General features: G+C 69.7%; 19 protein-coding genes. 12 read left to right on the top strand and 7 right to left on the bottom strand.

The features are described from left to right. The first annotated feature begins 128 nt into the window (after positions 1 to 128). The 3 genes from H6726_23925 (at position 129) to H6726_23915 (ending at position 3,545) form a co-directional block, all read left to right on the top strand. Complete coding sequence (locus H6726_23925; GenBank protein ID MCB9660715.1) at positions 129 to 1,301, top strand: acyl-CoA dehydrogenase family protein; 1,173 nt, start codon at positions 129 to 131, stop codon at positions 1,299 to 1,301. A 130-nt stretch (positions 1,302 to 1,431) separates the two neighbouring features. Further along, positions 1,432 to 2,604, top strand: a complete 1,173-nt coding sequence (thiO, locus tag H6726_23920; GenBank protein ID MCB9660714.1) for a glycine oxidase ThiO — start codon at positions 1,432 to 1,434, stop codon at positions 2,602 to 2,604. Next, on the top strand, positions 2,601 to 3,545 hold the full coding sequence (locus tag H6726_23915; protein ID MCB9660713.1) for an alpha/beta hydrolase: 945 nt from the start codon (positions 2,601 to 2,603) through the stop codon (positions 3,543 to 3,545). Before thiO ends, H6726_23915 begins: the two co-directional genes overlap by 4 nt. Before the next feature lie 76 nt (positions 3,546 to 3,621). On the opposite strand, the gene H6726_23910 is transcribed toward H6726_23915, so the two are convergent. After that, the gene (locus tag H6726_23910; GenBank protein ID MCB9660712.1) at positions 3,622 to 4,866 is read right to left on the bottom strand and encodes a competence/damage-inducible protein A; all 1,245 of its coding nucleotides are present in this window, start codon (positions 4,864 to 4,866) and stop codon (positions 3,622 to 3,624) included. 101 nt (positions 4,867 to 4,967) lie between these two features. On the opposite strand from H6726_23910, the gene H6726_23905 reads away from it, so the two are divergent. Further along, positions 4,968 to 5,387, top strand: coding sequence for a cytochrome b5 domain-containing protein (locus H6726_23905; GenBank protein ID MCB9660711.1), 420 nt, complete (start codon positions 4,968 to 4,970; stop codon positions 5,385 to 5,387). A gap of 108 nt (positions 5,388 to 5,495) precedes the next feature. On the opposite strand, the gene H6726_23900 is transcribed toward H6726_23905, so the two are convergent. The 4 genes from H6726_23900 to nth form a co-directional block, all read right to left on the bottom strand. Continuing rightward, positions 5,496 to 6,938, bottom strand: a complete 1,443-nt coding sequence (locus H6726_23900) for a glyceraldehyde-3-phosphate dehydrogenase (GenBank protein MCB9660710.1) — start codon at positions 6,936 to 6,938, stop codon at positions 5,496 to 5,498. A 303-nt stretch (positions 6,939 to 7,241) separates the two neighbouring features. Next, positions 7,242 to 8,564 carry an adenosylhomocysteinase gene (locus tag H6726_23895; protein MCB9660709.1) on the bottom strand — a complete coding sequence of 441 codons (1,323 nt, stop codon included), beginning with the start codon at positions 8,562 to 8,564 and terminating at the stop codon, positions 7,242 to 7,244. A 51-nt stretch (positions 8,565 to 8,615) separates the two neighbouring features. After that, positions 8,616 to 9,614, bottom strand: coding sequence for a metalloregulator ArsR/SmtB family transcription factor (locus tag H6726_23890; GenBank protein ID MCB9660708.1), 999 nt, complete (start codon positions 9,612 to 9,614; stop codon positions 8,616 to 8,618). Positions 9,615 to 9,660: 46 nt separating this feature from the next. After that, the gene (gene nth / locus H6726_23885) at positions 9,661 to 10,305 is read right to left on the bottom strand and encodes an endonuclease III (GenBank protein ID MCB9660707.1); all 645 of its coding nucleotides are present in this window, start codon (positions 10,303 to 10,305) and stop codon (positions 9,661 to 9,663) included. Between the two features lie 71 nt (positions 10,306 to 10,376). Between nth and dnaK the strand changes: the two genes are divergently transcribed. The 3 genes from dnaK to H6726_23870 are packed head-to-tail and all read left to right on the top strand — an operon-like array spanning position 10,377 to position 14,164. Then, positions 10,377 to 12,194 (top strand): molecular chaperone DnaK, encoded by a 1,818-nt coding sequence (gene dnaK / locus H6726_23880; GenBank protein ID MCB9660706.1) that lies wholly within the window; start codon positions 10,377 to 10,379, stop codon positions 12,192 to 12,194. Positions 12,195 to 12,201: 7 nt separating this feature from the next. Further along, positions 12,202 to 13,242 (top strand): serine/threonine protein kinase, encoded by a 1,041-nt coding sequence (locus tag H6726_23875; protein MCB9660705.1) that lies wholly within the window; start codon positions 12,202 to 12,204, stop codon positions 13,240 to 13,242. A 10-nt stretch (positions 13,243 to 13,252) separates the two neighbouring features. After that, positions 13,253 to 14,164: a YihY/virulence factor BrkB family protein gene (locus H6726_23870; GenBank protein MCB9660704.1), complete on the top strand. Its 912-nt coding sequence runs from the start codon at positions 13,253 to 13,255 to the stop codon at positions 14,162 to 14,164. A gap of 6 nt (positions 14,165 to 14,170) precedes the next feature. Here the strand turns inward: H6726_23870 and H6726_23865 are convergent, their stop codons facing one another. Beyond that, positions 14,171 to 14,761, bottom strand: coding sequence for a DUF924 domain-containing protein (locus tag H6726_23865; protein ID MCB9660703.1), 591 nt, complete (start codon positions 14,759 to 14,761; stop codon positions 14,171 to 14,173). Positions 14,762 to 14,877: 116 nt separating this feature from the next. Continuing rightward, positions 14,878 to 16,413, bottom strand: coding sequence for an aldehyde dehydrogenase family protein (locus H6726_23860; protein ID MCB9660702.1), 1,536 nt, complete (start codon positions 16,411 to 16,413; stop codon positions 14,878 to 14,880). A gap of 171 nt (positions 16,414 to 16,584) precedes the next feature. Here H6726_23860 and H6726_23855 point away from each other — a divergent pair, with 171 nt between their 5' ends. The 5 genes from H6726_23855 to H6726_23835 all read left to right on the top strand — a co-directional run bounded on the left by H6726_23855 (position 16,585) and on the right by H6726_23835 (position 21,258). Beyond that, entirely contained in the window at positions 16,585 to 17,022 is a 438-nt protein-coding gene (locus H6726_23855) for a response regulator (protein ID MCB9660701.1), read from the top strand. A gap of 166 nt (positions 17,023 to 17,188) precedes the next feature. Then, positions 17,189 to 18,712, top strand: a complete 1,524-nt coding sequence (locus tag H6726_23850; GenBank protein ID MCB9660700.1) for a hypothetical protein — start codon at positions 17,189 to 17,191, stop codon at positions 18,710 to 18,712. A 34-nt stretch (positions 18,713 to 18,746) separates the two neighbouring features. Continuing rightward, positions 18,747 to 19,193, top strand: coding sequence for a hypothetical protein (locus tag H6726_23845; protein MCB9660699.1), 447 nt, complete (start codon positions 18,747 to 18,749; stop codon positions 19,191 to 19,193). Next, positions 19,190 to 19,570, top strand: coding sequence for a hypothetical protein (locus H6726_23840; protein ID MCB9660698.1), 381 nt, complete (start codon positions 19,190 to 19,192; stop codon positions 19,568 to 19,570). The genes H6726_23845 and H6726_23840 overlap by 4 nt, the downstream gene beginning before the upstream one ends. After that, positions 19,567 to 21,258: a sigma-54-dependent Fis family transcriptional regulator gene (locus H6726_23835; GenBank protein MCB9660697.1), complete on the top strand. Its 1,692-nt coding sequence runs from the start codon at positions 19,567 to 19,569 to the stop codon at positions 21,256 to 21,258. The genes H6726_23840 and H6726_23835 overlap by 4 nt, the downstream gene beginning before the upstream one ends. Positions 21,259 to 21,376: the final 118 nt, after the last annotated feature.

Below are 21,376 nucleotides of genomic sequence, written 5' to 3'. Positions count from 1 at the left end.
TGGGCCCGTGGTTCGCCGCCACGTGGAAGGGGCTTGCCAGGCCACGCGGGACTCGGTACAAAATGAATGCACATTCATTCAGCGCGCCGAGGGTGACCCGGCGACGCCCCCCGCACCGGAGAGCACGCATGGTTTTCAATCCGTTCACCGAAGAACACGACCTCTTCCGCCAGCAGGTCCGCACCTTTGCCGAGAAGGAGCTGGCGCCGCGCGTCGACGCGTGGGAGGAGGCCGAGGTCTTCCCAGACGAGGTCTTCAAGTGGGCCGGCGACCGCGGCATCCTCGGCGCCCACTTCAGCGAGGATTTCGGTGGAGGTGGGGGCGACTTCTGGATGAGCGTGGTCAAGGCCGAGGAGCTCCCCCGCAACAACTCGGCTGGCGTCACCATGGGCCTCCTGGTGCAGTCCGACATGGCCACCCCGGTCATCCACGACATCGGCACCAGAGAGCAGAAGGAGGAGTTCCTGCGCCCCGCCATCGCCGGCGACCGCATCGCCGCGCTGGGCGTGAGCGAGCCGGGCGCGGGGTCCGACGTGGCCAGCTTGCGGACCACTGCCCGCAAGGTGGGCGACGAGTACGTCATCAACGGCAGCAAGACCTACATCACCAACGGCACGCGGGCGAGCTTCGTCACGTGCATGGTCAAGACGGATCCAGACGCTGGCGCGCGCGGTGTGTCCATCATCCTCGTGCCCACCGACGTCGCGGGCTACAGCGTCAGCCGCAAGCTCAAGAAGGCCGGCAACTGGGCCAGCGACACCGCCGAGCTCTTCTTCGAGGACGTGCGTGTGCCCAAGCGCTACCTGCTGGGGCAAGAGGGCATGGGCTTCATCTACCTCATGCAGAACTTCCAGTCCGAGCGCCTGGTGGGCTGTGCCAGCGCGCTCGCGGGCTCCAAGCTCGCGCTCGACCGCAGCGTGGCGTGGGGTGGCGAGCGGCAGGCGTTCGGCAAGCCGCTCATCAAGCGCGAGTATTGGCAGCAGAAGTTCGTCGAGCTGTACACCAAGCTCGAGGCGGCCAAGGCGCTGACGTACAAGGCGGTCGATGCGTACAACGACGAGAAGTACGTGAAGAAGACCATGCTCTCCATGGAGACCACCAAGCTGGTGTCCATGGCCAAGGCCTACGTGGGCGACGTGAACGCCGAGATCATGGACCAGTGCGTGCAGTTCCACGGCGGCATGGGCTACCTCGAGGACCTCTGGGTGGCGCGCGCATGGCGTGATGCCCGTCTGCTGCGCATCGGCGGTGGCGCGACGGAGGTCATGCGCTACACGACGGCCAAGATCATGGGGCTGTGAGCGCGACGCGGGCCCGGCCTCGCGACGACGCGCGCCCGGGCTCGTCCGTTCCGCCGCCCGCGCGCGCACGTGGATGGGCCACGCCTTCGTCGGTGGTGCGCGGGGCCGATCACCTTCACACTGCCTTCGCATGAGCTCCCCCGAGATCATCGTAGTCGGCGGCGGCATCATGGGATGCTCCACGGCCTTGCGACTGGCGCGCGCTGGCGCGTCCGTGTGTGTCCTCGAGCGCAGCGTGCCCGGCGCGGAGGCGTCCACGGCCGCGGCGGGCATCCTCGCGCCCATGATGGAGAACGAGCAGGACGGTCCGGGGTTGCGGCTGGGCCTGCGCTCCGCGACGCTCCATTCGACGTGGGCCGCCGACCTCCGGGAGCGGCACGCGCTCGAGGTTGGCCACCGTGTCTCGGGGCTCCTACGGGTCGCGTTCGCGCACGAGGGGGACGCTTCCGTCAAGGCGCTGGAGGAGCACGCGGCCCGGCTGCGCGCGAGCGGGCTCACGGGCATGGACGGTGTCGCCCTGCTCGACGGCGCCGAGGCCCGTCGACGCGAGCCGGCGTTGTCTCCCGCGGTGTGCGCCGCGCTCGAGCTGCCGGGGGAGGGGCAGGTGGACCCGCGCTTGCTCTTGCCAGCGCTCAGCGTGGCCGCCGAGCGGGAGGGTGTGCGCTTCCTCACGGACTGCGTGGTGCGTGAGGTGCTGGTACACGGCGGACGCGCGCAGGGTGTGCGGCTGGACGACGGGCCGCTGCACGCGGGGCACGTGGTGGTGGCCGCGGGCTCGTGGACCAGCGTGGTGCCGGGTGTCCCCGTGCCAGCCGGGACGGTGGCGCCCGTGAAGGGTCAGCTCATGCGCACGCACGCGCGCCCGCGCTTGCTGGAGCGTGTGGTGTTCGGAGCGGGCGGCTATCTGGTACCGCGAGCGGCTGGTGACGTGCTCATCGGCGCGACGACCGAGCACGTGGGCTTCGCGCGCGGCGTCACGCTGTCTGGCTTGGCCGAGCTGATCGCCATCGCCACCACGGTCGCGCCGAGGCTCGCCGGATGCGTCGTTCAGGACCACTGGGCGGGCTTTCGCCCTGGCACACCCGACGGCCTTCCGCTGGTCGGTTCGACGCACGTGCCGGGCCTGTGGCTCGCCAGCGGGCACTACCGCAACGGCATCCTCCTCGCGCCCGTCACCGCCGAGATCCTCACGGCCCAGCTGCTGGGGGTGACGTCGCCCGACCTCAGCGACTTGGACGACGCCATCCGAGCGCTCGATCCACGCCGCTTCGCCTCTCCATCCCCCACGAGCAGCACAGCATGACCGACAGCGCACCGCCGAGCCCCGAAGACACCGTCGTGACGGGCGCGCCCCAGACGCGCTACGTCGACGCCAACGGCATACGCCACCACGTGCTCGAGTGGGCACCGGCCAGGCACGTGCCGGCGCGCGGCGAGACGGTCGTGCTCTGCCATGGCTTCCTCGACTTCGCGTACAGCTACGTGCGCGTGGCGGTGCCGCTCGCGGCGCGTGGCTACCGTGTGCTGGCGTTCGACTGGCGCGGGCACGGGCGCTCCGGCTGGGTGGGAGCGGGCGGGTACTACCACTTCCCCGACTACGTTCAGGACCTCGATCGGCTCCTGCCGCAGCTGGTGACGGAAGGTGAGCCCGTGCATCTGGTGGGTCACTCCATGGGCGCCACGGCGTGCGCCATGTTCGCGGGCGTGCGCAGCGAACGCCTGCGCTCCGTGGCGCTGCTCGAGGGGCTCGGGCCGCCCAGCGCGCCGCTCGACAGCGCCCCCGATCGCTACAAGAGCTGGCTCACGTCGTGCGCCCGCGTGGCCGACAAGCCCACCACGGTCATCGTCGACCTCGACGACGCCCTTCGTCGCATGCGCGTCCAGAACAGCCAGCTGAGTGGCGCGTTCGGGAGGTTCTTGGCCATGCACGCCACGAAGGCCTGCGCGGACGGGACCGACGGCCTGACGTGGCGCTTCGACCCGCTGCACCGGACCCTCTCGCCCTTGCCGTTCAGGGCGGAGATGTTCGTGGCCTTCTTGGCGCGCATTCGTGCCCCCGCGCTGGTCATGCTGGGTGAGAAGGGCTTCCGACTGGCGGACGAGGCCGCGCGCCTGGCCGCTCTGCACGAGCCCACGGTGCACGAGGTGCCCGGGACGGGACACATGCTGCATTGGTTCGCGGCCGAGGAGGTGTGCGGGGCGTTGGCCGCGCACTTCGAGCGCGCCGCGTCGCGCGCACGGTGAGTTGTGGCTCGTGCAGCGTGCCGCAGTGTGCGCGTCGTCGCCCACGGCGTCGCGTGCACCGCGAGCGCCCGCGGCGTCAGTCGCTCACCTGTCCCAGCGCGGCGCGCATGGCCAGCCTCAGGGCCGTGTAGGCAGCGAGGGTGCGGATCTGGTCTCGGTCGCCCGGGAACTGCCGGTGGCGGGTGACCGTCGGCTCGCCGTCGACGGCGATCCCGAACCACACCGTCCCGATGGGTTTGTCCTCGGAGCCACCGCCCGGACCCGCGATGCCCGTGATGCTGACCGCCAGCGACGCGCCGGACAGGCGCCGCGCGCCCTCCGCCATCTCGGCCGCCACCTCGGCGCTGACCGCCCCGTGCGCGCGGATGACCTCGGAGTTGACGCCCAGCATGCGGGACTTGGCCGAGTTGGCGTACGCCACCGCGGAGAGCAGCAGGTAGTCGCTGCTGCCAGGGACGCTGGTCAGCATGGAGGCTGCCATCCCGCCCGTGCACGACTCTGCCAGAGCCAGCGTGAGCCCCTTGTCACGCAGCGCACGGCCCACGGCGTTCGGAAAGGTCTCCTCCCGCTCGCCGAACACGCAGTCGCCCAAGCGCAGACGCGCGGCGCTGGTGGCTTCGTTGGCAATGCGCTGCGCCTCGGCCTCGGTGGCGGCGCGGGCGTGCACCTTGACTTCGATCTCCGGGAACGACGCGCGGTAGCCGAGCGTCACGCCGAACTCTTCCTCGATGCCCTGCAGCAGCCCGGCCACGCGGGACTCCGTGCGTCCGAACGTGCGTAGGTGTCGCTGGTGCGTGTTGCGCTCCGCCTTCTCGGCGATGGCCGGCACCACGGACTCGCGGAACAGGTGGCGCATCTCGCGCGGCACCCCGGGCATGAAGAAGCAGGTGGCGTCGCCGAGCGCCATCGCGAACCCTGGCGCGGTACCCACCGGGTTGGGGATGACGGTGGCCTGCTCGGGGCGGTCTGCCTGCTTGGCGTTCTCCTCCGGCATCACACGCCCGAAGGAGGCGTACTTCTTCTTGATGGCCTCCAGCACGATCGGGTCGCGGAACAGGGGCTGCCCAGCCGCCGTCGCCGCCGCGGCGGCGGTGAGGTCGTCCGACGTGGGTCCGAGCCCGCCGGTCACTACCACCACGGTCGCCTTCCCGGCGAGGCGGCGCAGGGCATCCACGATGAGCCCGGCGTCGTCCTCGACGGTGGCGTGCTCGGGCACGTCGAAGCCCAGCGTGATGAGCTGCTCGGCGAGCCAGGTGGCGTTCGTGTCCACGAGCTCGCCACGGGTGAGCTCGGTGCCGATGGAGAGGATCGCGGCCGTCATGGGGGGGCTGAGAGTGCCAGCCCCGCCTCGGGAGAGCAAGGCGCGTGGGGGGCCGCGCGGGGCGCTGGCGTCGAGGGCTCCCGCCGTGCTTCCATACGGGCATGGGCTTGCTCGGAAAGATCGTCCAGAACACCAAGTTCGTCGCCAAGGCCGTGCGCGCGGTGACGCGCGAGAAGACCCAGCCGGCCCCTCGCGAGCCGCTCCCGGTCGGCGAGGAGCGCGACTACACGGCGGAGGAGCTGCGCGCCTACGACGGGAGCGACCCCACGCGCCCCGTGCTGCTGGCCATCGAGGGGCGCGTGTTCGACGTGACCCACGGGCGCAGCTTCTACGGCAAGGGCGGCCCGTACGAGGTCTTCGCCGGCCGCGAGTGCGCCGTGGCCCTCGCCCGCATGAGCTTCGACGAGGCGGACGTGCACGGCGACACGAGCGTGCTCGAGCCGCACGAGCGCGAGAAGCTCACCGACTGGCTCGAGACGTTCGAGGGCAAGTACCGCGAGCTGGGCAAGCTCACGAGCTGAGCCATCCTCGGCCCGTCGGGCCCCCCGCTGTCACCCACGCCGCTCGTCCGAGCCCCGCTGCGCGCTTGGCAGCGGGGCTGGGCTCCATGCGCTGGCCGAGGCGCGCGCTCAGCTGGGGAACGTCGGGGGCCGCACGCCCGCCATGTGCTGCACCAGACGCATGACCTGGCAGCTGTAGCCGTACTCGTTGTCGTACCAGACGTAGAGCACGCAGCGGTTGTCGTCCGTGATGGTCGCGGTGGCGTCCACGATGCCCGCGTGCCGGTTGCCCACCAGGTCGCTCGACACGATGTCCGGCGAGGTGAGGTAGTCGATCTGGTCCTGCAGCGGCGAGTCGATGGCCACCTGCCGTAAGTGATCGTTGAGCTCGGGCTTGGTGATGGGCTTGCCCAGCGCGAGGTTCAGGATGGCCAGCGACACGTTCGGAGTGGGCACGCGGATGGCGTTGCCCGTGAGCTTCCCAGCCAGCTCGGGGAGGGCCTTGGCCACCGCCTTGGCCGCGCCCGTCTCCGTGATGACCAGGTTCAGCGGGGCGGCCCGCCCGCGGCGCGCCTTCTTGTGGAAGTTGTCGATCAGGTTCTGGTCGTTGGTGTACGAGTGCACCGTCTCCATGTGCCCCGACTGGATGCCGAACTGGTCGTTGATGACCTTCAGCACCGGCACGATGGCGTTGGTGGTGCAGCTTGCGGCCGACACGATGGACGCATCTGCCGGAAGCGTGCCCTCGTTCACGCCGAACACGATGTTCGGCACGTCCCCCTGACCCGGCGCTGTGAGGATGACCTTGGCCACGCCCTTGGCCTTCAGGTGACGCCCGAGGCCCTCGCGGTCGCGCCAGATGCCGGTGTTGTCCACCACGATGGCGTCGCGGATACCGTACTGCGCGTAGTCCACGTCTTCCGGCGCGTTCGCGTAGATGACGCGCACCATGTTGCCGTTGATGACGAGCGCGTTCTCTTCTTGATCCACCCGGATGGTACCGCCGAAGGGCCCGTGAATGGAGTCGCGGCGCAGCAAGCTCGCGCGACGCTGCAGGTCGCCCTCCTTACCCGGGCGCACCACGATGGCGCGCAGGCGGAACTTCTCGCCGCCGCCCATCTTGTCCACGATGATGCGGGCCATCAGACGCCCGATGCGCCCGAAGCCGTAGAGCACCACGTCCTGGGGCTCGCGACGCATGGGCTCGCGGCCGGTGTTCAGGCTGGCCAGCGCGGCGCGCACGTAGTCGCCGAACGAGCCCGCGCCCTGTTCGCGCCCGAAGTTGCGGCGCAGCTTGCCGACGTCCACCTTCGCCGGCGCGAGGTCCATGGCGGTCATCGCGAAGATGGCCTCGAAGGTGTCCTCCAGGGGCAGCTCGTTTCCATCCAGGCGACGCGCGAAGCGGTGGGCCTTGATGATCTCGAGCGGCGTGGCCTGCACCAGCGACACACCGTGGATGAGCACGACGATGCCGTGGCGGCGGTAGAGCGCGCCCACCAGCGGCAGCATCCGCTCGGCCAGGTCTTCGCGCTGTTGCCACTCGGCGAGGTAGGTCTCGGACTTGTCAGCCATGGCGGCGGAAGGTAGCCGAACTCCTCGTCCGTGCCAGCCGGAGCGGCCCGGTTTCGGCCCTCGAACGCAAGATCAAAGCGTCAGGCGGAGACAGGGTGCGCGCGGGGCATGTGGAGGGCCCTGGCATTGGAACGCTGCGGAAGGACTTGGATGGAACACACACGCCAGTCGTCGCGAACCCTATCTCCGGCCTGACACCCTGATGCTGATCGCGCCAGGTTTCAGAGGGGTTTCGGTCACGCAACATCGCGCGGCACAGTGCACGAGAGCGCCCGTGCCGCGCGATTCGTCATGCGCGAGACGTCAGTAGCGGTAGCGCTCGGGCTTGAACGGTCCCTCGGGGGTGACGCCGAGGTACTGCGCCTGCTCCGGCGAGAGGATGGTCAGCTTCGCGCCCAGCTGGCCCAGGTGCAGCGAGGCCACCTTCTCGTCCAGCTGCTTCGGGAGGACGTAGACCTCGCCCTTCTCGTACTCGTCCGTGTCGTTCCACAGCGTCATCTGCGCCAGCACCTGGTTGGTGAAGCTGTTGCTCATGACGAAGCTGGGGTGACCAGTGGCGCAGCCGAGGTTCACCAGGCGGCCACGGGCCAGCACGATGATGCGCTTGCCGTCGGGGAAGATGAAGTGGTCCACCTGCGGCTTGATCTCCTCCTCCTTCACGCCGTTCGCCGGGTTGGTGAGGTAGGACATCTCGATCTCCGAGTCGAAGTGCCCGATGTTGCAGAGGATCGCCTCGTTCTTCATCTGCTTCATGTGCGCGCCGGTGACGACGTTGAAGCAGCCGGTCGCGGTGACGACGATGTCGGCGATGGGCGCCGCGTCGTCCATGGTCACCACCTGGAAGCCCTCCATGCATGCCTGCAGGGCGCAGATGGGGTCGACCTCGGTGATCATCACGCGGGCGCCCTGACGCGCGAGCGCCTGGGCGCATCCCTTGCCCACGTCGCCGTAGCCGCACACGACCGCGATCTTGCCCGCGATCATGACGTCGGTCGCGCGCTTGATGCCGTCCACCAGCGACTCGCGGCAGCCGTAGAGGTTGTCGAACTTGGACTTCGTGACCGAGTCGTTGACGTTGATGGCGGGGCAGAACAGCTGCTGCTTGGCGCTCATCTCGTACAGGCGGTGCACGCCCGTGGTGGTCTCCTCGGACAGGCCCACGATGCGGTCCTCACCCTCGAACCACTGCGGGTAGTGCTTGTGGATGATGGCGGTCAGGTCGCCGCCGTCGTCGAGGATCAAGTTGGGGCGCTTGCCGTCCTTGAACGCCTCGAGCTGCTGGTAGATGCACCAGTCGTACTCCTCCTCGGTCTCGCCCTTCCAGGCGAAGACGGGCACGCCGGTGGCGGCGATGGCGGCCGCGGCGTGGTCCTGCGTCGAGAAGATGTTGCAGCTGGTCCAGGTGACCTCGGCGCCGAGCGCGGTGAGGGTCTCGATCAGCACGGCGGTCTGGATGGTCATGTGCAGGCAGCCCGCGATGCGCGCGCCCTTGAGCGGCTGCTTCTCGCCGAACTCGCGGCGCAGCGCCATGAGGCCGGGCATCTCGTGCTCGGCGATCTTGATCTCGCGACGGCCCCAGTCGGCCAGGGACATGTCGGCAACTTTGTACTTCAGCTTTTCGGTCATGGGCGTTGTCTACTCTCGGTGTCGGGGCGAGTCGGTCGGGGCCGAGCTCGGTCAGGGGAGCTGCGGGCGGCGCGCGACGAGCACCTGCCAGTCGAGGTGCGCGTCCGGGCCGTTGCCGCAGCGGACATGGGGGATGCGGTGGAGCGCGGCGTCCACCAGCTGCGCGCGCGTGGCCAGCTGCCGGAGCTCGTCCGGGGCGAAGCCGAGCCACAGGTCGGCCTGCTTCTCGCGCAGGGCCTCGTCCTCGTGCGGCAGGTAGTCCAGCACGACCAGCGCGCCGCCGGGAGCCAGCAGCCCCGCCAGTCGTCGGATGGCCTCTTGGGGGCGCGGCGCGTGGTGCAGCACGCGGGCGGCGAACACCACGTCCGCTCCGCCCAGCGTGGACAGCCGCTCTGCGACCGAGTCCGCGTCGTACGCCGCCGTGAGCAGCTCGACATTCCGGTAGCCGCGCTGAGCGAGGCGCGCGTGCGCTTGCGCGATGCGGGCCTCGGAGCGGTCCACGGCCACGACGCGCTCGAACACGGGCGCCAGGACGTCCAGCAGGCTTCCGTCGCCCGTGCCCGCGTCGACGGCCACGCGCCTGCGCGGGATGAGCGGGGCCAGCGCCGACAAGTACGCCGGCAGCTCCGGCGGCAGCTCCGGCGTGCTGGTCTCGAGGGCCTGCGCGAAGAACTCGCGCGCGTGTTCGTCCCGGGCAGCCACCACCTCGGCCACGCGCTGCAGGCTTCCGTCTGCCGCGCAGAGGCGGGCCCCAGCGCGCAGGGCGTCGTGCACCACCGCGTCGTCCGTGTGCCCGGCGGCCAGCGCCACGAGCGCGCGCGTCCCCTGCTTGCGCACGGCCAGCAGCCCCGCCTGCTTCAGCGCCTTCACGCGGCGCGACACGTTCGGCTGCGACTCGCCCAGCAGCTCGGCCAGCTCACCGACGGTCAGCTCCTCGCTGCTCGCCAGCGCCAAGAGCCGCAGCCGCTCGGGCTCGCCCAAGAGCTTGTACAGCTCCCAGCGGGGGGTGGACGGCTCGGCGGCGTCCTGGGTGGCGAGGGTCTCGGGCACGCGCTACTGCATATGCGAATATTCGCATATGTGCAACTAACCTCTCTCAGGTGCCCGCGGCGATGCGCTTCTTGCTCGCGGCCCAGCCGCAGATGGGACAGCTGGCGAGGTCGTGGCCCCGCGCGGGGCAGTGCTCCCGACCGAAGTAGATGATCTGCAAGTGTGCGCGATTCCACGCGTCTCTTGGGAACAACGCCTTCAGGTCGCGCTCCGTCTGCTCCACGTTCTTGGCCGCGGAGAGCCCCCAGCGGCTGGCCAGCCGATGGATGTGGGTGTCCACCGGGAAGGCCGGAACCCCGAAGGCCTGCGCCATCACCACCGACGCCGTCTTGTGGCCCACACCCGGGAGTGCCTCGAGGGCCTCGAAGCTCGCTGGCACCTCTCCCCCGTGCCGCGACAGCAAGAGCTCGGACAGGGCCTTGACGTTGCGTGCCTTGGTGGGCGCGAGGCCGACCTGCCGGATGTGCCCGAGGATGGTCTCGACTGGCAGGGCTGCCATCGCCGCCGGGTTGTCCGCAGCCGCGAACAGCGCCGGGGTCACCTCGTTGACCTTCTTGTCGGTGGTCTGCGCGCTGAGCAGTACGGCGACCAGCAAGGTGAACGCGTCGTGGTGGTCCAGGGGGATGGGCTGGGTCGGGTAGAGCTCGTCCAGCTGGGCCAGGATGCGTGAGGCCTTTTCCTTGCGGGTCATCGCGCATCCCTAGCACGGCTGCTAGCGCTTGTTTTGCCTTCCACTCCGCAGTCGTGGACAATCGTAGACGCATGTCGCACGTGATCGGAATCGACCTCGGAACCACCAACAGCTGCGTCGCCATCGTCGAAGGGGGCTCCCCGACGGTCATCGCCAACAAGCAGGGCTACAAGACCACGCCGTCGATTGTCGCCATCACGGAGACCGGGGAGCGTTTGGTTGGCCAGATCGCAGCCCGTCAGTCCATCACCAACCCAATCGACACGGCCTACGCGACCAAGCGCCTCATCGGGCGCGACTTCGACAGTGAAGAGGTGCGGCTGGCGCAGGCCAACGTGCCCTATCGCATCGTCGGTGGGCGCGCGGGTGACGTGCGCGTGGTGCTCCGCGGCAAGGAATTCAGCATCCCCGAGATCGCCGCGATCATCTTGCAAGAGATGCGCATCGTGGCGGAGGACTACCTGCACGACACGGTCGATCAGGCGGTCGTGACCGTCCCCGCGTACTTCAGCGACAGCCAGCGCCAGGCGGTCCGCGACGCGGGGCTGATCGCCGGCCTCGACGTGCTCCGCATCGTCAACGAGCCCACCGCGGCCGCCATCGCGTACGGGTTTCACCGGGGCGAGGACAAGACTATCGCGGTCTACGACCTCGGCGGCGGCACGTTCGACGTGTCCATCGTGCGCGTCACGCGCGACGGCAACTTCCGCGTCATCGCCACCACCGGCGACTCGTTCCTGGGGGGTGAGGACTTCGACGAGCGCGTCATGGAGTGGCTGGTGGACGCGTTCGAAGCCGAGCATCAGGTGTCGCTGCGCGACTCCCCCGTCGCGATGCAGCGCCTGCGCCAAGCAGCGCAAAAGGCCAAGTGCGAGCTCTCCACGGAGACGCAGACCGAGATCCAGCTCCCGTTCATCGTCACCGAGGGCCCCACGGGACCGCTCAACATGCACTATCGCATGTCGCGTGAGCAGCTCGAGGGGCTCACCGAGGACCTGATCGAGCGCACCATCGAGATCTGCGACCACGCCCTGCAGCACGCGAACCTCGGTAGCCGTGGTGTGGACGAGGTGGTGCTCGTGGGCGGCCAGACCCGTATGCCGGCGGTGGCGCGCGCGGTCAGCAAGCACTTCGGCAAGGCGCCGTCCAAGAGCATCCACCCGGACGAGTGCGTGGCGGTGGGCGCGGCCATCCAGGGCGCCGCGATGCTGCGCCAGATCGAAGACGTGAACCTGGAAGACGTGACCGCTCACTCGCTCGGCATCGCCACGGCGGGCGACGTGTTCGACCCGATCATCCGGGCGAACACGCGCGTGCCCTGCCGCGTGCCGAGCCTGTTCACCACCAGCCGCGACGGGCAGGACCGCCTCAAGATCGTCGTGCTCGAGGGCGAGTCTGCACGGGCCAGCGAGAACCACAGCTTGCAGGAGTTCGCCCTCGCTGGGCTGCGGAGCGCACCCGCTGGCAGCGTGGAGGTGGAGGTCGCGTTCACCATCGACGAGAACGGCATCTTCAGCGCCTCCGCGAAGGATCTCGAGACGGGACAGGAGACGCGCATCGAGATCACCGGCGACAGCGGGATGTCCCAGCAGGAGCTCCAGCAGCTCAGCGACGAACACGCCGACTACCTCGAGATGCGTCGCGGGGAGGAGCTGGTCGAGGGTCTGCGCCAGAGCGCCGAGACGCTGGTCGCCGACCTCGAGCGCGCCCTCGACAGGCTCGGGACCATCGTGAAGAAGAGCGAGGCCGCGCAGCAGGCCGAGGACAACGCGCGCGAGGTGCTCTCGCGGGCCAAGCCGCGCCTGTCGGGTGCGGGTCGCGGTGAGTTGGCCGAGCACTTGGTGCTGCTGGAGGACGCAGCGCGACAGCTCGATCCATTCTCGCGTTGAGGTGTCCGTGGACGATCGCTTCTTCTTCTGCCCGGCCTGCGAGGAACCGCACCTCGCCGATGACTTGCCGTTGAGCTGTCCGCTGCGCGACGACGGGGTCGACGATGCGCCGCACGACACGCTGTCCGACGCGTCGGCGACGCCACAGCTGAAGAGCTTGCGCGCGGGCACGCTCGTCGACGACCGCTACGTCATCGAGGGGCGCATCGGAGAGGGCGGCATGGGCGCCGTGTTCCGCGCCAAGGACCTGCGCGTGGGGCGCATCGTCGCGCTCAAGACGCTCCACGGTGAGTTCCAGAGCGACTCGCACGCCGTGCAGCGCTTCGAGCGCGAGGCACGGGTGATGGCCGCCTTGAACCATCCAGGCGTCGTGCGCGTGCTGGACTCCGGGTTGATCGACGCGCGGGCGGCCTACCTGGTGATGGAGCTGCTCACGGGCGAGACGCTCGCGGACGCCCTCGACCGCGAGCGGCGCCTGACTGTCCCGGACGCGTGCAGCGCGGCCAGCCAGGTGCTCGCCACGCTCAGCGCGGTACACAAGGGCGGCTTCGTGCACCGCGACCTCAAGCCCGCGAACGTGTTCGTGGCGGAGGTGGGACCGCTGCGGATGGTCAAGTTGCTCGACTTCGGGCTCAGCCGCGAGACCCGCCGCAGCGCCGTGCGCCTCACGAACCCGGGGACCGTCCTCGGCACGCCATGTTACATGTCGCCCGCGCTCATCCGTGGGCAGGACCCGTCGCCCCAGTCCGACGTGTACGCCGTGGCGACCATCTTGTTCGAGCTGCTGTGTGGCGACCTCCCCATCGCGTTCGGCGAAGAGTCGGTGGTCGCCGCGTTCACCAAGATCCTGAACGCGCCGCGGCGGCACCCGCTCCAGCTCAACCCCGACCTCCCGGTGCGGCTGGCCGAGCTGCTCGCGTTGGCCGTGTCTGGCGACGGCCACTTTCGTAGCGCCTACGAGTTCTTGCTCGCCCTCGACGAGACGCAGGGGGGCGCATTCATGAACTCCGAGATCTCTCGGCTTCTGCCGCGGACGGCGCCGGGGTAGAACCGACCCCATGAACCCCATCCTGCGCGAGGTCTGGTGGTCGTATCGCATGCACGACGGACGCTTGCTGGCGGGCGCCGTGGCGTTCTACGTGGTCATGGCGGCGACACCCTTCGGGGTCATCGCGCTCTACGTCGCGAGCTTGGTGCTGGGCCAGGACGAGGCGCGGCAGGTGCTCACGGAGCGGCTCGAGGTCTCCATGGGCACCGAAGTGGCCGAGTACGTGAACGCGTCGCTCAGCGCCGCGCTCGCGCCACAGCACGGGGGGTTCGCCACCACCCTCAGCGTGGCCTTCATCTTGTACGTCACGACACGCCTGTTCAGCATGCTGCGCGCTTCCTTGAACCACCTCTGGAGCGTGCGGCCCCTGGTGCCTCCGGGCCTGAAGGGCGAGGGAAGGGTCGTGCTGCGGCGCCGCATGCTGGCCTTCGCGATGGTGTTCGTGACGGCCGCGGTCTTCACGGCGTTCGGCGTGCTGAGGGCCATCATGACGGTGGCGTCGCGGTGGATGGACCTCCCGTTCCTGCTGCGGCTGGGGGAGTACGGTGGCTCGCTCTTGCTGCTGACGGTGGTGATGATGCTGGTGTACCGCTGGCTCCCCGACGCGCTCGTCGCGTGGCGTGATGCGTTCGTCGGTGGCCTCGTGACGGCCACGTTGGCCAGCCTGGGTGGCCTGCTGATCGGCACCTACCTGGCGAGCGCGGGAGTGTCCTCCTCCTACGGCGCGGCCGGGGCGCTCGTGGTGCTCACGCTGTGGATCTACTACACGTGTCAGATCTTCTTTCTAGGCGCGGAGTTCACCGGGGCCTGGGCGCGCCATCGCGGACAGGGCATCCAGCCGTTGCCGTACGCTGCGCGGGTGGTCATGACCGAGCGCCATACCATCACGGCGGAAGACATCGAGGACATCCAGGAGCGCTGAGTCGCGCTACCAGCCAGAGTGTTCGAGTAGGTAGGCGGACTCGTCCGGGGTGCTGGTGCGGCCCAAGACTCCGTTCCGATGTGGGAAGCGCGTGAAGCGCGCGATCACGTCACGGTGGTCGCGGGCGAACTGGACGGCTGGCGCCACGGCTTGGCGCGTGGGCTCGGGCGTGCGTGCTGCGAGGGCCTCGAACTCGGCCACGCCGCGGTCCTGGAGCGCGAGGTCCTCAGCGTGCATCAACGGCATGAGCGCGAAGTATTGATAGATGGCGGGCAGCGTCTGGAGGTCGCCGTCCAGCAGCGAGAGCGTGGCGTTGAGGGCCAGCTCGTCGCCCTCGAACATGCGTGGCGTGCCGCGGAAGATGTTCCGGGAGAACTGGTCCAGGAGCAGCAAGCGCGCCAGGGTGCCCGTGGGCTTGGCGTCCCACTCCTGCAGCCCCCCGGCCTGCGCCTGCTTGACGAAGGTCCCGTAGTGAATGCGCAGGTAGTCGTCGAACTCGGGCGACTTGGTCCACCAGCGCGCGACCTTGGCCTGGCTCGGGATGCCGTCGGCGTTGAGGTCGCCAAACCACTCGTCGAGGATGGGCTCCGGGGTCATGTCGTCGAGCCTAGATGGTGAAGCCGGAGTCCCGCAAGCCCTGCCTCTTACGAACGCCCGCGGGCTGCGTCGTCCACCTCGTCACGTGTGCGTCGAGGTGGACGTGGTGCCCCGCGTCAGCTGAAGAAGCGCCGCAGCTTGGTGCCGAAGACGTACTTCAACGTGTACTCGAGGTTGCGGACCGTCTTGTCGGTGAAGGGGTACCAGTGGTCCTCCTTGTCGAGGCCCCAGCGGTCGATGACGATGGGCAGCTCGTGGCTGTAGCTGCGGAGCGCACCCAGGCCGTTCACGGAGCCGAGACCGCTCTTCTTCAGGCCGCCGAAGGGAGCCTCGGGCACGCCGTACGCCAGCGTCGCGTCGTTGATGCACACCGAGCCCGCCTCGATCTGCTTCGCGATGCGGATGCCCTTCTCGACGTCCTTGGTCCACACGCTCGCGCTGAGCCCGTACTCGCTGTCGTTCGCCAGCCGGATGGCCTCGGCCTCGCTGCTGACGCGCATGATCGCGACGATGGGCCCGAAGGTCTCCTCGCGCATGATCTCCATGTCGTGCGTGACGTTGGTCAGCAGCGTCGGCTTGTAGAACACGCCCGCCGAGCGATCCACGTCGCCGCCCACGTCGATGGTGGCCCCGCGCTTGCGCGCGTCGTCGACGTGGTGCCGGATGATGTCCAGCTGCTTGTCCCAGAACACCGCGCCGATGTCGACGTCCTCGCCCGGACCATAGCGCAGCGCAGCGACCTGCTCACGCACGATGCGCTCGAATTCGTCGGCGATCTCCTCCATGACGTACACGCGCTCGACGCCCATGCACACCTGCCCGGTGTTGAGCATGGAGTTGAACACGGCGCCGCGCGCGGCGCGCTCGACGTTGGCGTCGGCGCACACGATCATGGCGTCCTTGCCGCCCAGCTCGAGCGTGCACGGAATGAGCTGCTCGGCGCAGGCCACGCCGATCTTGGTGCCGGTGCGCACGCTCCCCGTGAACGAGATCTTGTCGATGCCACCCCTCACGAGCGCCGCGCCCGTCTCACCGTCTCCGTAGAGCACCTGCACCACGTCGTCGGGCACGCCGGCCTCGCGGAAGCAGCGCACGGCCCACGCGCTGGACTCGGGCGTCACCTCGGAGGGCTTGAGCAGCACCGCGTTGCCCGCGAGCAGTGCCTGCGCCGTGGGGTTGGTGGCGAGGCTCAACGGGCCGTTCCACGGGGTGATGACGCCCACGACACCGAGCGGCCGGTAGGCCACCTGGAGGCGCTTGAGCGGGCGCAGGTAGCCGTGGATCTTGCGCTTGTGCTCGGCCAGGTCCTTGGGCGCGCGATGGCTCCAGTAGTTGATGAAGTCACAGGACGGCAGCAACTCCATGAACACGCACTCGGCGCGCGTCTTGCCCGTCTCGGCGCGCAGCGTGGCGATGATGTCGTCTTGGTGCGCGAGGTAGCGGTCGATGGCGCGGTTCACGATGGCTGCCCGCTCCTCCACTGTGCGCGCCGCCCAGGCCTTCTGCGCCACGCGGGCGCGGCGGATGGCATCCGCCACGTCCTCCGGGGTCGCCACGGTGATCTCGCCGATGGGCTGCTCTCCCAGCGGGCTGCGCAGCCCGAGACGTCGGCGTCCGTCCGCGCGGGGTTCAAGGGCTTCAACGATGGCCATGCTTCGCTCCTACGCCACCTCGCGCGGCGTTGTGTACTGCGTACACCTTTTAGCCGATCAGCAGCCGCGCGCAAGAGCCTGATGCGGCTGGTAGGCACATGTCGCACCATCCTCCGCTGGGGGTCTGGTGGCCGCGAGGCGCTGCTGGTACCTTTTCGGTCGGGGGTCTCCATGGAATCAACCAACGACAAGCAGAGCACGGGAATCAGATCGCGCGTACCGCGGCTGCTGCTCGTGGACGACGAGCCGATGCTGCAGTTCACGTTGCGGCTCATGCTCGAGGAGTTCTTCGAGGTGGAGGTCGCGGACTCGGGGCACCAGGCCCAGACCGTGATCGATGCGCAGCCGCACTTCGACGTGGTGCTCACGGACCTGCAGATGCCGGGGGGCTCTGGGCAGGACCTGTACCAGTGGGCGGCCAAGGCACACCCCGAGCTGCTCGGCGGGTTCGTGTTCATGACCGGCGGTGCGTGTTCGGACGCGGCGCGGGCGTTCCTCGACAGGGCCGACGTGACCAGCGTCGAGAAGCCGTTCGAGTTCGACGCGCTGATGGCGGTCATCACGGAAGCCACGCGCGACCGCCAACCGCGGGCGTCCGCGTTCGCCTGACCACCAGCCTGGCGGCGCTGTCCGGTGCGTGCGCGCGCTGTAGGACGCGGTGGGCGCGTACGTCGTGCCAGAGGACGCGGTGGGTGAACGGGTACCTGGTGCTCCGGGGGCGTGGGCGTCGCGGGGGTCTGGCGCTTCGAGCACCGAAATCTGATATCAACCAGCCATGGTGCCTCTTGGTCGCGTGCGCCGATCGCTGTGGCTGGCCCTCGCGCTGCACGTGTCCGTGGCCGGGTGCGAGCCCGAGGTGGCCGCGCCCGACCCGTGGGAAGTGGCGCAGGAGGCGTTCGCACAGAACGACCCGCGCGCGTTCGAGTTCTGGTCGGACCTGCCTGCGACGCACCCCGCCAGCGCTACCGCCCGTCGTCGCCTGGCCACGGCGGACACGCACTACCAGGAGGGCATCCGACGGCTGGCGGCCGAGGACGACGACGCAGCCTACCGTGAGATCCGACGCGGACTGGACGACGGCCCGATGGACCCAGGGTACTACCCCATCATCGCGCGGCTGCACGTCGGTCGCGGCAACGACGCCGAGGCCGCGCGTCTGTTCGAGCGGTACCTCCGCGCGCGCCCAGACGCCCGGGACGCCGACGCGGTGCGGGAGGAGCTGCGGTCGCTGTCTCCGGGCGCGAGCATCCTGACGGAGACGCCCCTGCCACCGCCGAGCGCGGTCATGGAGCCAGCGCGCGTCAGCGCCGTTCCGACGGCCGCTTGGGTCGCGCTCGGGGTGCTGTCCGGGCTGTTGTTGGCCCTCGCGGGCGCCCGCCTGCGGACCTGGCTCCGCCACCGCGGAGTGTCGCTGGCGCGCCTGGTGCGCGAGCAGCCAGAGCTGCACCCTGCCATCGCGTACCTGGTCGGGTCGCTGCGCCACGAGCTGCTCAAGCATCGCGTCGGCGCCGCGCGGGAGGTGTTGCACTTGCTGGGTGCCGGAGAGCCCACCTCGGAACAGCGCAGCTTTCTCGAGTCGCGCTTGCTGGGCAGCGCCGGCAGCTTGCCGCTGGACCAGGCCTTCGACGCCTACCTGCGCGCCTTCGAGCGCGCGTTGGGCGGGCGCTTCGACGTCCGTAGCGACCGTACCTTCCGGGCCGCCCGCGACGCCATCCGCGTCATCGTGGAGCTCACTCCCGCCCTCGCGGCGCGCCACACCCCACGGAGAGAGCGGCGCTTGCAGGCCGCGCACGCCGCCCTCAGCGCGTTCGATGCGTCGCTCAAGGAATTGGTGGACGGCCTCATCCGTACGGACGTCGACCGGGCCCTGTTCGAGCAGGTGGTCGCGGAGGTGCGGCAGGAGTACGCGCCCTCGGGGGTGGAGCTGGACGGCCTGGTGGTGGAGGCCGAGCAGCCCGTCGCGGTCGAGGTGTTCCGCGTGGACCTCGTGCTGGTGCTCAAGAACATCTTTCGCAACGCCGTGTTGGCGGTGGGGCGCGGTCCGGCGCCGCGCAGCGTGCGCCTGGGGGTGCGGGTCGAGCTCGAAGTGACCGGGGAGGAGACGGTCCACATCGAGGTCAGCGACACCAGCGACGCGCCGCTGACGCTGGAGATGATCCGAGACCGGGAGTTCGGGCGCGGGCTCGGACTGGTCAGCGCGGCCGTCGACCGCTATGGCGGGGCCATCTCGATCGAGCCCGGTCGGGATGGCTTCGTGAAGTCGGTCGTGGTGTCGTTCCCATGTGCTTACAACGCGTAGCCTGGGAGGGCGTCGGCGTGGCACGCTGCGCTCGATGAGCGGCTCGGTGCGTCGATTGCTGGTGGTTGAAGACGGCCACGAGTACGAGGAGTTCGTGCGGCTCTTTCTGGGTCAGCGCTTCGAGCTGCGCGTCGCGCACAGCGCGCGGGAGGCGCGGGAGGTGGCGCGCGACTTCGCCCCGGAGGGGCTCTTGCTGGACCTGCGCTTCGAGCGCACCCCGGCGGACGCGCTCGAGGGCGACGCGGACGACCTCGCCGCGCGCCGCTTCGGGGGTGATCGGACGCGCGCGCTGCGACACCTGCAAGATCAGCAAGGCACCATCGTGTTGGCGCAGCTGCGCGCCCAGGGGTGCGACGTGCCCGCCCTCTTCGTGCACGACTTCCCGGCGCGCCGTCTGGCGAACCTGCAGCAGCTCTATGGTGCGGTCCACGCCATCCCAGCGTTCGACGCGCAGGCCATCGCGCGGGTGTTGGGCGCATGAGCGCCGACGCGCGCTCCCGTCTGACCGAGCTCGCGCTCACGTTGCGCCACGACGTCGGCAAGTACGTCACGCGCGCCGCCCGCAACCTCCCACCCGAAGATCCTCCACCCGTGCTGCTGGACATGCTCGTGGCGGACCTCTTCAGGACCGACGGTACCCACACGGCGTTGGCCGTGTACGAGGCGCGCGTCTCGGCTTCGCAGGTCTCGGAGGCGGACGTGCCGCCCGGCATCCGCGTCGCCCTCGAGGCGCTGATGGCGCTCGAGCCGCGGGTGCGTGCCCATCATGCGGACGCGGTGTCGGAGGCCTGCCGCTTGGCGCTCGTCGTGGACGACGCGTGCCGCGCATTCGTACGCGCGCAGGAGGCCGACGCGTGAGCGTCGAGCCGCGCCGACCTCCGAAGGTCCTGCTCGTGGACGACGGGGAGCGCTACGTGGAGCTCGCTCATGCGCTGCTGCGCGACTATCGCTACGCGACGCGCTGCGAGCTGGCGGGCCCCTGCTGGACCTGCGCGCGTCGGCCGGGCTGCACGCTCACCCACGCCCACGACTGGGGCGAGACCGAGCAGGCCCTTTCGCGCCACCGGGACCTGGACGTGGTGCTGTTGGACATGCACTTCGAGCTCCCCGAGGAGCGCTTGGTGGCGAACGACGAGGCCGGGGTGCCCACGCCCAGCCTTTCGCGCCGGCGTGCGCTGCAGGGCCTCGCCATCCTCGCGCGCATCCGCGCGCTGCGTCCCGCGCTACCGGTCATCTTGATGACGTCGACGGAGGAGTTGCGCTTGCGTGGCGCCGACGCCGCCGCCGACGAGTACGTCGTCCTGGCGGGCGCCGACGGCTTCGACGCGCGCGCGCTCGGTCTGCTGGTGGAGCGCGTCCTCGCTCGCCGAGACGCACCCAGCTTCGGCTCGGACTACGAGTTCGGCGTCTCGCCCGCCATGGCGCGTCTACGTCGCGACGCTATGACCCTGGCGCGGACGTCTCTACCGGTACTCATCACGGGCGAGCCGGGCACGGGCAAGAGCGCGCTCGCGCGACAGGTGGTGCACGCCGCGAGCGGGCGCGCCGGTCCCTTCGTCACCGTGGACGTCAGCGCGCTCCCCGAAGGGTTGGTAGGCGCCGAGCTGTTCGGGAGCGCGCGAGGCGCCTTCAGTGGCGCAGTGGATCGCGCTGGGCGCTTCGAGGCCGCGCACGGGGGCACGCTGCTGCTCGACGAGATCGGCAACCTCTCGCTCGAGGTGCAGCGGATGCTCCTGATGGTGCTGCAGGAGCGCCAGGTCACGCGGCTGGGGGAGCACCAGGCGCGCCCCGTCGACGTGAAGGTGCTCGCCGCGACTAACACGAACCTGCGGGACGCGGTCCGGCGCGGTCGGTTCCGGGCCGACCTCTATGCGCGCCTCAACCCTGCGGCGGGCCTGGTGGTGCCACCGCTGCGCGAGCGCCGCGAGGACTTGCCCGCGCTGCTCGCGCGCACCGTCGAGGAGACGTTCGCCGAGGCCGACGCCGCGCTGCTGGCGGCGTACTTGCGGGCCGCGGCGCTCCCTCCCGGACTGCGCGCCACAGCGCGTCTGCCGGGCTCTGCGGCGGACACGCACGCTGGGCAATTGAGCTTTGCGTTCAGTGACCGATCGCTCGCGGCCCTCATGCGCCACGCGTTCCCAGGCAATGTACGGGAGCTGCGTTTGCTGGTGTCGAACGCGTGCCTCTTGTCCCTCTCGGACGCCCTGACGGCCGCCGATGCGGGGCGTGCGGCCGCCGGTGAGGCGCGCATCGTGCCGATCCCAGAGCGACTGGTGGACGAGCTGCTCGCCGCCAGCTGGGTTCCTTCGGCTCCAGTCAGGGGGCCCACGGGGGCGGACGTGGTGGGATGGCCGGAGCTCGTGCCTCGGGACCAGCCGCGTGATGTCGCACGCGACCTCGAGCGCGCGCTGTATGAGCGCTTGTTCGCCGAGACAGGGGGAGACTTCGAAGCGATGGCGCGGCGCCTGCTGAGGGGGGAGCCGAGCGACAACGCGCGGCGCGTGCAGCTGCGTTTCAACCAGCTCGGGCTGCGCGTGCGCGACTGACGCTCATCTATGATTCGTAGATTGAATATGTGACAGACAGATTTCTGGGCGGTCTGCTCTCTGAAATTACTCACGAAAACGGGTGGCACAGGTCCTGCTCTATCTCCCGTCAGAAGGA

The organism is Sandaracinaceae bacterium (assembly GCA_020633055.1).
Taxonomy (GTDB): domain Bacteria; phylum Myxococcota_A; class Polyangia; order Polyangiales; family Houyiibacteriaceae; genus JADJJE01.
The sequence above is the reverse complement of the archived record's forward strand: the minus strand, read 5'-3'. Positions and strand labels throughout refer to the sequence as shown.

Coding starts and splice junctions, on each gene's coding strand:
- H6726_23840 (MCB9660698.1), top strand. CDS start 19,190: ATGAGCGCCGACGCGCGCTCCCGTCTGACCGAGCTCGCGCTCACGTTG.
- H6726_23850 (MCB9660700.1), top strand. CDS start 17,189: ATGGTGCCTCTTGGTCGCGTGCGCCGATCGCTGTGGCTGGCCCTCGCG.
- H6726_23910 (MCB9660712.1), bottom strand. CDS start 4,866: ATGACGGCCGCGATCCTCTCCATCGGCACCGAGCTCACCCGTGGCGAG.
- nth (MCB9660707.1), bottom strand. CDS start 10,305: ATGACCCGCAAGGAAAAGGCCTCACGCATCCTGGCCCAGCTGGACGAG.
- H6726_23845 (MCB9660699.1), top strand. CDS start 18,747: ATGAGCGGCTCGGTGCGTCGATTGCTGGTGGTTGAAGACGGCCACGAG.
- H6726_23915 (MCB9660713.1), top strand. CDS start 2,601: ATGACCGACAGCGCACCGCCGAGCCCCGAAGACACCGTCGTGACGGGC.
- H6726_23925 (MCB9660715.1), top strand. CDS start 129: ATGGTTTTCAATCCGTTCACCGAAGAACACGACCTCTTCCGCCAGCAG.
- dnaK (MCB9660706.1), top strand. CDS start 10,377: ATGTCGCACGTGATCGGAATCGACCTCGGAACCACCAACAGCTGCGTC.
- H6726_23870 (MCB9660704.1), top strand. CDS start 13,253: ATGAACCCCATCCTGCGCGAGGTCTGGTGGTCGTATCGCATGCACGAC.
- H6726_23900 (MCB9660710.1), bottom strand. CDS start 6,938: ATGGCTGACAAGTCCGAGACCTACCTCGCCGAGTGGCAACAGCGCGAA.
- thiO (MCB9660714.1), top strand. CDS start 1,432: ATGAGCTCCCCCGAGATCATCGTAGTCGGCGGCGGCATCATGGGATGC.
- H6726_23895 (MCB9660709.1), bottom strand. CDS start 8,564: ATGACCGAAAAGCTGAAGTACAAAGTTGCCGACATGTCCCTGGCCGAC.
- H6726_23905 (MCB9660711.1), top strand. CDS start 4,968: ATGGGCTTGCTCGGAAAGATCGTCCAGAACACCAAGTTCGTCGCCAAG.
- H6726_23865 (MCB9660703.1), bottom strand. CDS start 14,761: ATGACCCCGGAGCCCATCCTCGACGAGTGGTTTGGCGACCTCAACGCC.
- H6726_23855 (MCB9660701.1), top strand. CDS start 16,585: ATGGAATCAACCAACGACAAGCAGAGCACGGGAATCAGATCGCGCGTA.
- H6726_23860 (MCB9660702.1), bottom strand. CDS start 16,413: ATGGCCATCGTTGAAGCCCTTGAACCCCGCGCGGACGGACGCCGACGT.